Consider the following 13,281-nt stretch of genomic DNA (forward strand, 5'->3'; position numbering starts at 1 on the left):
AGAAAATTAATATGAGAAAAAAGAATATTGCCCAGATCGCAGCAATAGCTATGGCAGTAACAATGGCGGCTACATCAGCACCGGCTAATGTATTCGCATATGGAGAAACAAGTGGAAACAGCACATTATTCGCTGATACACAGAACATATCAGACTACAGCAATTGGAAAGATACGGTATGGAATATAAAAGATTCAGAGGGAAACCTTACAAGAGAAGGGGAAGCCTATGATTCATCAAAAATTATTCTTACACCGGGAAAAGACGCTAAGGATTTAGGATTTGCATGGTACTCCAAAGAAAAAGGTGAGCCGGCAGTTAAGGTTGGAAAGAAATCGGATTTAAGTGATGCAAAGGAATTTAAGGGAACAGCAACGGAAATTAACCGTTCAAACCAGAAAAATACATACAAGGCATCAAATAAAATTACAATAGAAGATTATTTTGAAGAAGACACTACTTATTATTACAGCTACACAGACGATGTTAAAAATCCAAACTGGAGTGAAGCAAAGGCATATACAACAAAGAAAACATCATCATTTCAGACAATTCTTGTAGGTGACCCACAGGTTGGAGCTTCAGGTTCAAAGGGACAGGGAACAGATGATGATTTAAACATTGCCGTTGACACTTACAACTGGAATAAGACATTGGAGCAGTCAAAGGTAACAGCACCAAATGCAAGCTTTATATTATCAGCAGGTGACCAGATTGATTATTCAGGAACAGACAGCTCAGATGGGAAGAATGTAAGAGAAAGCGAATATGCAGGATTTACATATCCTTCAATCTTGAGAAATCTTCCTTTGGCAACAACTATAGGCAACCACGAAAGCAAAGGAACAGATTACAAATTCCATTACAATAACCCTAATTCAGATGACAATTTAGGAAGCACGAATTCAGGCTCAGATTATTACTTTAGTTACGGCAATGTGTTGTTTATCAGTTTAAACAGTAACAACAGAAATACAGTAGAGCATAAGGAATTACTTAAAAAAGCAGTGGCAAGTCACAAGGATGCAAAGTGGAAAGTTGTTATGTTCCATCATGACATTTATGGTTCAGGTCAGCCACATTCTGATACAGACGGTGCTAACTTAAGAGTTTTGTTTGCACCTTTAATGGATGAGTTTGGAATTGATGTGTGCTTAACAGGTCACGACCATTCCTACGCAAGATCTTACTTAATGGCAGATGGTACAGCAATAAATTATGGAGATTCCGTTGCAGTTAATCCGGAAGGAACACTTTACATTGCAGCAGGTTCAGCCAGCGGAAGTAAGTTCTACAAATTAGCAACCACAAAACAGTATTATATAGCAGAGCGTTCTAATACACAGCTCCCAACATTTTCAACTATTGATTTTACAGATAATTCCCTTGTAATAAAGACATATGATTACAACGGAAATAAATATGCAGATGATTATACATTGTACAAAACAAATGATAATATCTCCATGAAAGAGTTAATAACCGAAGCAGAAAATGTTAAGAATGATGGTTATACAACACAGTCATGGGATACACTTCAAAAGGCAATTGAAAGTGCAAAAAATCTTATGCAGTACACAGGGGAAGACAAGGGTGCCTTAGACCTTGTAAAGGCTTACGACAAGAACAACGACAATGATAATCCTGATGATATGCTTAACTACTATGGATATGCTCAGGGGGATTATCAGAAAGATAAAACAACAACTTTGAAGACAGGATTTTCCACATTGTTAGATAAGACAATGGATACAAAGCTTGTTATTGGTCAGAAAATATTTGAATACAACTACAATAACCTTTTAAAGGCAAAATCAGGCTTACAGAAGAAAGCTGAAACAAATAATGATGACAAAAAGGATGATAACAAAGTTAACAAGCCGGTACAGAAGTTGTCATTAAAGGCAGGCAGGAAGACAGTTAAAACAGGTAAGACAATTACTTTAAAGAAAGGAAAAACATTACAGTTAAAACTTACGGTAAACGGTGTTACAGGAAAGAACGTTAAATACACAACTTCAAACAAAAAGGTTGTAAGCATTTCTGCAACAGGAAAAATTAAGGCATTAAAGAAGAGCAAAAAAGCAGTAAAGATTACCGTAAAGTTTGGAAACAAAAAAGTTTCATTTAAAGTAAAGGCTAAATAGATAATCTGTTAAAAAATTGAGGATTAATTTAATGAAGAAATATTCAAATGTTATATTTGTTGTTTTCCTTATAATCTTCGCAGCAGGACTTTGGTTATTCAACTCCCGGATAACCAGAGTCCCTTTGCTATCTGATGACAATTTTAATTTCGTAAAGGGCGAAGTAGTGGAAGTAACAGAGGATAATACAGTAGATAATCAGGTAAACGGTGGGAGCCAAAATGTAAAAGTGAAAATCAGATCCGGAAAATATAAAGGAAAAATCTGTGATGCTAACAATATGAATGGATACCTTTACGGAACATATTGTACAAAGGGAACAAAAGTAATCGTGCAGCTTAGCAGTTACAATGATGAATTGTCAGGAAGTATATATGGATATGACAGAGGAAACATTATTTGGGAGATTGTAGCTGTTCTAGCCATTGGATTATTTGCCGTAGGGGGAAAACGTGGCATTAAATCCATGCTGGCACTTATATTTACCTTTGTATGCGTAATATATCTATACATCCCCTTAATGTACATTGGCTGTTCGCCTTTCTGGGCAGCAGTTCTGGTGGTAATATTTGTAACGATAGTCTCCATATACCTTATATGCGGCTACAACAAAAAAGGAATTTGTGCTATTGCAGGTACCATACTTGGAGTTCTAATTGCCGGAATATTTGCCACGGTATTTGGAAAAATAACCCGTATAACCGGTTATAATATAGAAGATATAGAAACGATGGTATATGTTTCCCAAAACAGTAAGCTTCAAATAGGTGGAGTGTTTTTTTCAGGAATATTAATTGCTTCCCTTGGAGCAGTAATGGATGTGGCTGTTTCCATTTCTGCCACAATAGAGGAAATACATAACAAGCGACCTGAACTTACTACAAAAGAGTTGTTTAAATCGGGTATACATGTGGGAAAAGATATGATGGGAACAATGTCTAACACATTAATATTGGCATTTACCGGCGGAGCAATAAACACGATGATACTTATTTACGCATATATGATGCCGTATTTACAGATTATTAATATGTACTCCATTGGAATCGAGGTAATAAAAGGTATATCGGGAACACTTGGAATTATACTTACAGTACCGCTGGTTTCGGTAATTTCAGCGTGGATGTATGGAAAGAAGAATCCTCATGAATCGAAAAGCAATGAAGAGTGAGGTTGTCGTGTAAAAAAACAATTACGTCCTTAAAAATGTAACAAAACACACTTTTACGTCCTTAAAATGTAAGAAAAATACATTTTTACGTCCTTAAAAATGTTGACGTGTAAAAATAACATGGATATAATTATATAAAAAGAAGGATAATAAAGAAAAGGGTGTGGTTGTATGAGACGTTTTGCATTGGAAAAATTAAAAAAATGGAAGGACAGTGAAAGTAGAAAACCACTTATTATACGAGGTGCCAGACAGGTAGGAAAAACATGGCTTATGAAGGAATTTGGAAGAGAGTGTTTTGAGAATGTGGCATATGTAAATTTTGACAGCAATGTCAGGATGAAGGGGGTTTTTGAAGGTCAGATTGATATTGAGAGAATAATACTGGCTATTGAAATTGAAACCGGTGTAACCATTGAAAGGGAAAATACGTTATTAATTTTTGACGAAATTCAGGAGGTTCCAAGAGCACTGTCATCTTTAAAGTATTTTTATGAAAATGCGCCGGAATATGCTATTGTGGCTGCCGGTTCTCTTTTAGGTGTAGCAATGCATAAAAAAACATCATTTCCTGTGGGAAAAGTTGACTTTATGGATTTGTATCCCCTTAATTTTCAGGAATTTTTATGTGCATTAGGAGAAGAGAGATATGTAGACATTCTCCAAGGTAAGGACACAGATATGGTAAATACCTTTAAAGATAAATATATAGATAGACTTCGTGAATATTACTATGTTGGTGGAATGCCGGAAGTGGTGCAAACCTACGTTGACACTAGAAATTTTAAAAAAGTAAGAGAGCTTCAAAAAAATCTTATAAATTATTATCAACAGGATTTTTCAAAGCATGCGGAGATGAATCTTGTTACAAGATTAAATCTGGTATGGAACTCAATTCCTATGCAGTTGGCAAAGGAAAACAAAAAATATATATATGGTCAGGTAAGGAAAGGCGCCAGGGCAAAGGATTTTGAATTGGCAATTCAGTGGCTTTTAGACTGTGGATTAATTCATAAAGTACAGAGAATAAATAAGCCTTCGTTGCCGTTGAAGGCTTATATGGATTTAAATGCATTTAAAGTTTTTTTACTTGATATTGGTTTGTTAATTGCAATGACTGATTTAGATGTAAAAGTAATTCTAGAGGGAAATAAAATTTTTACAGAATTTAAAGGAGCCCTTACAGAGCAATATGTTTTACAACAATTAATTTCTGAAAATGGAGTAATGCCTTATTATTATTCAGCCACAAATTCTCAAGGGGAGATTGATTTTGTAGTACAGGGCAAAACTTCAGTTATTCCTATTGAAGTTAAGGCAGAAGAAAATCTCAGGGCTAAGAGCTTAAAGGCATTTTGCGATAAGTATAACCCTAAATTTGCAGTGAGAACTTCTATGTCCGATTATAGAAAACAGGATTGGATGAACAATATTCCTCTTTACAATATTGATAGAATAAGGGACTATCTTGAACAGTAAAAAGTTATAGGGGATTTCCACATTGTATGGTACAATAGTTACCATACTAAAGGAAAGGAAATTCTAATAATGGAAAAAACGAGAGATGGCTTTAAGAGCCGGACAGGCTTTGTAATTGCCTGCATTGGCTCAGCCGTAGGTATGGGAAACATATGGAGATTCCCATACATGGTATCAGATTGGGGAGGAATGACATTTTTAATTCCATATGTTCTGTTTGTAATTTTAATTGGAGCATCGGGAGTTATCGAGGAAATGGCACTTGGTCGTGCGGCAAAGGGCGGACCTATTATAGCTTTTGGAAAGTGTACGGAAGTTCGTACCGGTAACAAAAAAATAGGAGAGAGAATAGGTATTATTCCGGTGATTGGCTCTCTTGCCCTGGCAATCGGTTACACGGTAGTAGTTGGTTGGATTTTCAAATATACTTTTCTTGCCTTGTCAGGACAGTTAGCAGGCATGGGACAGGATATGGATGCCATAGGAGGTATGTTTGGAACCACCGCAATAAAATTCGGTAACAATTTATGGCTGGTGGTCGCAGTAATAGTAACAGCGGTAATTATGGCATTCGGAATTGCAGGAGGAATTGAAAGGGCAAACAAAATAATGATGCCTCTTTTATTTGTGCTGTTTTTAGGTCTGGGTATTTATATATTTACATTACCGGGAGCAAGTGACGGATATAAGTACATATTCACAATTAATCCAAAAGGACTGTTAAATGTAAGATTGTGGATTTTTGCCTTTGGTCAGGCATTTTTCTCACTTTCCATTGCAGGAAATGGAACAGTAATTTACGGCTCATATTTAAGCAAATCAGAAAATGTTGTAACATCTGCCGGAAATGTGGCTATATTTGATACTTTGGCAGCATTACTTGCGGCATTTGTAATTATTCCGGGAATGGCAGTTGGAGGTGCAGAGTTATCTTCAGGAGGTCCGGGACTGATGTTTGTATATTTGGTAAATGTGTTTAATGGAATGCCCGGTGGAAAAATTGTAGGAATAGTATTTTACATTTGTGTACTTTTTGCAGGAATGAGCTCACTGGTTAATTTATACGAAGCGCCGGTAGCAACAATGCAGGAAAAGTTTGGTCTTAAAAGACCGGCAGCAGTTGGTGTAATAGCTGCTATTGGTTGCATTGTGGGACTTGCAATTCAGGGAATCGTATCAGGATGGATGGATGCCGTTTCAATATATATTTGTCCGTTAGGAGCAATGCTTGCAGGCATCATGTTCTTCTGGGTAGCAGGAAAAGATTTTGCATTAGAAGCAGTAAACCAGGGCAAGGACAAGCCTATTGGAAAGTGGTTTATGCCTCTTGGAAAGTATGTGCTTGTTCCTTTGGCTTTTGTAGCATTAGTTGCCGGAGCAATTTTAGGTGGAATAGGTTAATGGTTGAAAATTGGGGAGGAATTAAAAGATGACTTATAGTAACCCGGCAACTCAGGGAAAGAAAATTACTATTATATTTGGAGTAGTGCTTTCAGTTCTTGTACTGCTTACCATAAATCCGGTTATTGATAATGATTTCTGGTTTTTGTTAAAAGGTGGGGATTATGTAATGGCTAATGGCATTCCCCATACGGAGCCTTTTACAATGCATCAGGGATGGAATTTTGTTATGCAGCAGTGGCTTAGCTCTGTTATTTTCGCATTAATTTATAATACATTTGGCGTAATGGGAATGGTTGTGACCATGAGTATTATATCATTAATTACAACTCTTATAATTTATAAAATATGCTTGTATGTTACTAACAACAATACTTTAATTTCTTTTATTATAGGCTGTGTGTATGTTATTATAAATGCTTTTTCATGTGTTACCAGACCTAAGATTTTTACAGCCCTTATATTTGCAGTTGAATTATATTATCTTGAGAAGTTTATAAAAGAGCAGAAAACCAGGTATCTTATAGCACTTCCTATATTATCGGTTTTGGAAATAAATCTTCATGCCTCTATGTGGTGGATGATTATTGTGTTAATGCTTCCTTATGTGGCAGACAGCATTTCCATTCCCAAATTAAAGGTTAAAGGGGAAAATAAAAAAATTATTCCATTGCTTTTATCCATGGTTGCGGTATTTATTGCCGGATTAATTAATCCATATGGAATTAAAGCTATTACGTATTTGTTCAGGTCTTACGGGCTAGAAGAAATAAGCGGGTATATTTCTGAAATGCAGGGGATTAACGTTAATGATGCCATGGGAATGGCAATGGCGGTTATTATGATTATAATGGTTTTTGCCTATATTTTATACCGCAGGGGTACTTACAAAATCAGATATTTTTGTCTGACTTTAGGAACAACTTATTTGATGTTGTCGGCATATAGAAGCATATTTATATTTGCCACAGGAGCATTGTTCCCATTAGCATACTATCTAAAGGATGTGTATCCACCTGAAAATAAAAAGTCCCAAGAGTCAAACAGAAAAACTGTTAATATACTATTAGTAGTATTGTGCATTGCAATTGTGGCAGCGGTAGCAGTTAAATTTATAAAATATGATGATTCTTCTGCTCAGGCAAAATGTAAGGGAGCAGTTGAATATTTAAAGGCAAATAATAATCCGGATGATGTGGTATTATTTACCACATATGAAGATGGAGGATACGCAGAGTATTGTGGATTTAAGCCATATATGGATGCCAGGGCGGAGGTTTTTGTTAAGAAAAATAACGGTAAGGCAGATGTTATGAAAGAGTATAACAGGCTTGAGGATGGGGATATTTATTACAAGGATATATTTGATAAGTATAAATTTACTCATGCAATTCTTTACAAAAAGGGACTGCTATATACATATATATCAAAAGATAAGGATTATAAACAGGTTTACTCGGATAAAAACAGGGTAATTTATGAGTATGTTGGGGAAAATAGATAAAATATCACATTTACATCATATTTAATTTTTTAAGAGTGTGTGCTATAATACACCTTAAATATATAGAGAAAAGTTTTAAGGTGTGCTATGAAAACTAAAAATAATTTATTTACATATATAATTTCCATGGGACTCCCGGCAATAATTTTGACAGGAGTTCTTTTATTTGTGGAAAATTATCCTTTTGGAAATAATAATTTTACCCTGTGGGATATGGATTATCAGTATCTGGATTTCTTTCAGTGGTTAAAGAGGGTGTTTAATGGAGAGGCGAATATTGCCTATTCATTTGGAAAATCATTAGGGGATAATACCATAGGACTTTGGTCATTTTATTTATCAAGTCCATTTAATCTTCTTTTGTTTTTCTTTAAGGATATCCAACTGTTTATTGTGGTTTTGGCAATTATCAAAATAGCCTTGGCAGGTCTTACCTGCTGTATATACTTAAGAAAAAGGTTTGAAAATCTCTCAGGGGTGTGGGCGGTGTTATTGTCTGTGTCCTATTCTATGATGACCTACAGTATAAAACAGATAACCAATATCATGTGGTTAGATGGAGTAGTTTTTCTGCCTCTTGTAATGCTTGGGGTATACAGGGTAATTACTGAAAATAAGAAAGTATTTTTGTACATAATAACGGTAGTTGCGGTTATATCCAACTGGTATACGGCATACATGATTTGCCTGCTGTCAGTATTTTATTTCGTATATGAGGTTATGCAATTTAATAATCAGGGATTAAAGCCAATACTTATAAAATTCAAAAATTACTGTCTGACAATGATACTGTCAGTTTTAACCACTATGTTTTTCTTTATTCCTATGGTTATGCAGCTGTTAAACGGAAAGGGAATAGAGCATGACAAATTTTTCAGATTTCAATTTCGATGCAATATATGGGATATAGTGAAGGCACTGTTTCCAATAAATGCAAATGTAGATAATTCAAATATACTGATTTTGTTTTGCGGTTCCTTAACGTTAGTAGGCACAATATTATATTTTGTAACGAAAAACATTGGAATCAGACAGAAAATATGTGTTGGAGTTTTACTGCTTGTTTTAATTGTATCTGATGTATTTTATCCAACGGAAAAAATCTGGAATGGCTTTAGAAAAGTGGCATCGTATTACAGCAGGTCGGCTTTTGTAATATGCTTTTTCATGGTGCTTCTGGCTGCAACTTATTTTAACACAAGAAGAAAAATAAAGAATTTTAAAGTTGTGGCAGTGATTTGCACCATTTTAGTTGTAGGTGAACTTTTTTACAATACTAATATTTATATTTCAAGCTTTAGTATTAAAAATACAAAAGAGTACAACAGCTATGTAAGTAATGCCCGAAGGCAGATTAATGAAATAAAAAACTATGATAACAGTACATTTTACAGAGTGGAACAAACAGGCAGCAGAGTAACCAAACCTAAAAATACTTTTGGAGCTTTTAACGAAGGTATGGCATATGGGTATATGCCCTTAGCTTCTTACAGTTCTACCTTTAATAATTCCATAATGAAGCTTTATTCAAAATGTGGATATAGTGAGTGTAAGAGGGTGATTATATATAAGGAACCTATTTTAGTAAGTGATTCTCTTTTGGGAATAAAGTATCTTTTAAGTAAAAAGGCACCTTTAGGATACAAAAAGGTAAAAAGCATAGAAAAATATAATAAAAAAAGTGTATACGAAAATCCTTATGCATTAGGGTTAGGATATTTAACCCATAAGGATGTGTATAAGGATATAGTAGCAGAAAATTCTTTTGAATATCAAAATAGACTGTTAAGTGGAGTTGTTGGAAAACAGGTAAATGTGTTTAAAAAAGTTAAGTCCCGGAAAATTTCTAAAAACGGAAAAATTACCTGGGTAATGAATAGCCCAAAATGCAGCAATGTGCTTTATGGATATCTTACAAGGCGATATGAAAATAAAGTGGATTTGTATGTCGATGGAAAACTAAGAACGGATTATGGTCAGTGGAATTCATATAAAACCGTTCAAATTTCTCAGGATAAAAGGGGACAAAAGCATACAGTGGCAATGAAGGGAAAAATATTTACAACAAGTGGAATCAGAGGCATGTTTTATTATTTGGATATGGAGGAATTTAGGCGTGTAATAAAACTTCTTAAGAAAAATAATTTTTTCCCTGACATAATGAAGGATGGCTATGTTGAAGGAGACTATAATGCCGGAAAAAAGGGACAGCTTCTTCTTACAATTCCTTATGATAAAGGCTGGAGCATTAAATGCAATGGCAAAAAAGCAGAGGTTAAAGTTGCTCAGGGAATATTTACTGTTATAAATGTTGATAAGGGAAAAAATCACATTGTTATGGAATACCACACACCGGGATTTAAGGCAGGAATAATAGTTTCAGTTATGGCATTGTTATGCTTTATATTATGGCAGGTAAAGACAAATAAAAGAACATATAACGTTGACCCGGCAAATTTAAAGTGTTAATATCTAGTTATCGGGCTTATGACAATCAAAAGTAAGCTAGTGACAATTATGTCTGGAGGTGTTTTTATGGGATTTTTGAAAGGGAAAACTGCAATTATCACCGGCGGTGGAAGAGCAGTTTTACAGGATGGAAGTTGTGGCTCCATAGGATATGGTATTGCTACTGCTTACGCTAAAGAAGGTGCAAATCTTGTTCTTACAGGAAGAAATGTTAAAAAGCTAACTGATGCTAAAGAGGAACTGGAGAGCAAGTACGGAATAAAGGTCTTACCGGTACATGCAGATATTAGCGCAGGTTCAGATAATGAGGCAACTGTAAAAGAGGTTGTTAAAAAGACAATAGATGAATTTGGACGTATTGATGTGTTAATTAATAATGCTCAGGCATCAGCTTCAGGAGTAACCATTGCAGACCACACTACACAACAGTTTGATTTGGCAATGTATTCAGGAGTTTATGCAACGTTTTATTACATGAAAGAATGCTATCCATACTTAAAGGAAACAAAAGGCTCGGTTATTAATTTCGCTTCAGGAGCAGGATTGTTTGGAAACTTTGGACAGTGTGCTTATGCAGCTGCAAAAGAAGGCATAAGAGGTCTTACAAGAGTTGCGGCAACAGAGTGGGCAGCAGATGGAATCAATGTAAACGTGGTATGTCCTTTAGCCTGGACATCACAGCTTGAAAACTTTGAAAAGGCATATCCTGAGGCATATAAAGCCAATGTAAAGGTACCGCCTATGGGACGTTTCGGAGATGTTGAAAAAGACATTGGACGCCCTTGTGTACAGCTGGCATCACCGGATTTTAAATATATGAGTGGTGAAACTATTACATTAGAAGGTGCATTGGGACAGCGACCATAGTTGTAGATAAAATTATAAAGAAATTAAAGACTGCAGTGAGGGTATTTTCATTTACCTGCCTGCAGTCTTTTTATAAAATTATCCCAATTTCTCTAAAATTTTCTTAGCATCGTATTCAGGAGCAAAGTCTTTAGCTACGTCATATATTTCTTTAATTTTGGAAACATCCTCTTCTAAGTCATCAGCAATCTGATTAACGGATTTTCCTTTGGATAATTTTTTACAAATTAAAGAAACCATAAGTTGATTTTCGCCTTTTGTAAAACCTGTTGATTCGCCCTTTACAAATCCATCATCATAAGCATCCTGTCTTAGATATTCCATTGTTTTCTTTTCGTCATATTCCGTAAGAAGTGTGTGCATAGCCTCAGTCTTCCTTTCCAGCAGAAAATCTTTTAAAACATCATGCTCTATACAGTAGTCTATGGCATTTTCAATAGCGGCATTTATATCATTATATTTCTGCTTATAATCATTTATCGTTTTTATTAGTATACCATAATCCGATAATGTTTTACAGTTAGACAGTAATTTTTTGTTATGTCCGTAGTTAATATTTAATATTGTAGCAGTCCACTCAAAACACCCCTCCCTTGAAGGCTCAATAAAAGCATCTGATAATTTTAATAATTGTTTATCGGGCATATCCCTTTCACCGTTATAAAAAACGTAATATTGCGGTGTGGGAAGCTTTACCAATTTATCTCTATAAATTCCCAAACTTCCTGTTGAAATATATTTGTTGTATAAATCCGCAAAATACATAAATCCCCGCAGTGGCATATTGGGATTCCAGGTGCTTTGCTGCTCAAACAATGCCAGATTATTTGATATAATGCAGGACACGTCATTTTTCATGCTCATATACAGGGCATTATCCATGGTAGTGATTTCCAAATCATCTAAATTAGTGTAACAAGTATCATTTAATGCGTTATAAAGACTAAGTAAATTGCCCTTATACTTTTCATAGCCAAATACCATACAAAATACCCGGTCTTTGTGGTTTCTATTATACTTCATACTATAAAATTCTCCTTAATATTCTTTCAGTGCAATTAGATGTGTTCGATAACTAAAAGAAATAGAAGATATATAATATTATACATACAATTAACAACTTTGCAAGCGGCAATAAAAAAACAGGTTAAACAGTTAGAAAAAATACTGTTTAGCCTGTTGTGAAAATACACTATTATTCAAATCCTGCAATGTTATATTGCCGGAACAATTTCCACAGATATCTGATCAAATTTATTTTCTAAGTCCTTTGTGATATGTTCCTGTATCCTCTTAAAATCCTTAATTTTTACAATATCATTTTTGCTTTTAACATAAACCTCAATCCATGTTTTACGTCCGGTTTGGGTTACATCAAGAAAATCAAGGCTGTAGTCATAATTTTGAATATCCTCATTAACAACCTTTCTGATTTCATCCATAACATCCTGTTCAGGGGAGAAAAGAACTAACTCCTTAAGATTTTTTATAATCTGTAAAACCGGTTCCTTAACCAGGAACAAAGCCACAACAATGGCTACAGATGAGTCAATGTAAGGTATTACAAAGTTAAGCTTTGTATTTGCCAAAAACAGCTGGAATAAAAAAGCCACGGAAATTCCAAGAGTGCTTACAATATCAACCTTCCATAAATATAATTCCGATTTTATAATCATGGAAGAATATTTACGGCTTAAATGCTTCAACATCAGCAACATAACAATGCAGCCACCACAAAGGGAAGCTTCATAAATTAACACGTTTAATGCATTAACTGTGTGTCCACCGTGTAATAATACAACTACATTTGAAGCAATCATATTAATAACCACAATCAAAAGAACAACATATTTAATTAATACCAATAATGATTCAATTTGTGAACAGCCATAAGGTTTCTTTTCAGAAACAGGTTTATACAGAAATGGAACCAATGCAAACATTGGAAGCAAAAGAAGTAAATCAAATAAATCGAATATTCCGTCAGTCATTACGGTTTTAGAACCCAACAAAAATGAAGCTATAATTTCTAATAAAGTAAATGCAATGGTGCCTCCCAGTGAAAGCTTTAATATTTTGTTTTCTATTTTGTATTTCTCATCTTTCATAATGAATAAAAAATAATCCTTTCCAAAGAACAATAAATTTTATTGCCTTTTTTGTTCTACAATATAATAAAGTCTGGTATAATACTAATGTCAATATGCCTAAATACAGATATAATACCTAAAAATACTTATTAT

General features: G+C 34.6%; 9 protein-coding genes. 7 read left to right on the forward strand and 2 right to left on the reverse strand.

From position 1 onward, the window contains the following. Positions 1-11: 11 nt before the first annotated feature. The 7 genes from DWW68_RS09625 to DWW68_RS09655 all read left to right on the forward strand — a co-directional run bounded on the left by DWW68_RS09625 (position 12) and on the right by DWW68_RS09655 (position 11,038). Positions 12-2,147 (forward strand): metallophosphoesterase family protein, encoded by a 2,136-nt coding sequence (locus tag DWW68_RS09625; RefSeq protein WP_243053091.1) that lies wholly within the window; start codon positions 12-14, stop codon positions 2,145-2,147. A gap of 31 nt (positions 2,148-2,178) precedes the next feature. Further along, positions 2,179-3,318 carry a YibE/F family protein gene (locus tag DWW68_RS09630; protein WP_118589704.1) on the forward strand — a complete coding sequence of 380 codons (1,140 nt, stop codon included), beginning with the start codon at positions 2,179-2,181 and terminating at the stop codon, positions 3,316-3,318. Positions 3,319-3,489: 171 nt separating this feature from the next. After that, positions 3,490-4,797 carry an ATP-binding protein gene (locus DWW68_RS09635; RefSeq protein WP_118589703.1) on the forward strand — a complete coding sequence of 436 codons (1,308 nt, stop codon included), beginning with the start codon at positions 3,490-3,492 and terminating at the stop codon, positions 4,795-4,797. A gap of 69 nt (positions 4,798-4,866) precedes the next feature. Beyond that, on the forward strand, positions 4,867-6,198 hold the full coding sequence (locus tag DWW68_RS09640) for a sodium-dependent transporter (RefSeq protein WP_118589702.1): 1,332 nt from the start codon (positions 4,867-4,869) through the stop codon (positions 6,196-6,198). Positions 6,199-6,226: 28 nt separating this feature from the next. After that, complete coding sequence (locus DWW68_RS09645) at positions 6,227-7,702, forward strand: hypothetical protein (RefSeq protein ID WP_118589701.1); 1,476 nt, start codon at positions 6,227-6,229, stop codon at positions 7,700-7,702. A gap of 87 nt (positions 7,703-7,789) precedes the next feature. Further along, positions 7,790-10,171: a YfhO family protein gene (locus tag DWW68_RS09650; protein WP_118589700.1), complete on the forward strand. Its 2,382-nt coding sequence runs from the start codon at positions 7,790-7,792 to the stop codon at positions 10,169-10,171. Positions 10,172-10,237: 66 nt separating this feature from the next. Further along, positions 10,238-11,038: an SDR family oxidoreductase gene (locus DWW68_RS09655; protein WP_118589699.1), complete on the forward strand. Its 801-nt coding sequence runs from the start codon at positions 10,238-10,240 to the stop codon at positions 11,036-11,038. A gap of 78 nt (positions 11,039-11,116) precedes the next feature. Here the strand turns inward: DWW68_RS09655 and DWW68_RS09660 are convergent, their stop codons facing one another. Then, complete coding sequence (locus tag DWW68_RS09660) at positions 11,117-12,061, reverse strand: hypothetical protein (RefSeq protein ID WP_118589698.1); 945 nt, start codon at positions 12,059-12,061, stop codon at positions 11,117-11,119. Between the two features lie 191 nt (positions 12,062-12,252). Beyond that, the gene (locus DWW68_RS09665; protein ID WP_118589697.1) at positions 12,253-13,146 is read right to left on the reverse strand and encodes a cation transporter; all 894 of its coding nucleotides are present in this window, start codon (positions 13,144-13,146) and stop codon (positions 12,253-12,255) included. Between the last annotated feature and the right edge of the window lie 135 nt (positions 13,147-13,281).

The organism is Eubacterium sp. AF16-48, from assembly GCF_003479405.1.
Lineage (GTDB): Bacteria > Bacillota > Clostridia > Lachnospirales > Lachnospiraceae > Eubacterium_G > Eubacterium_G segne.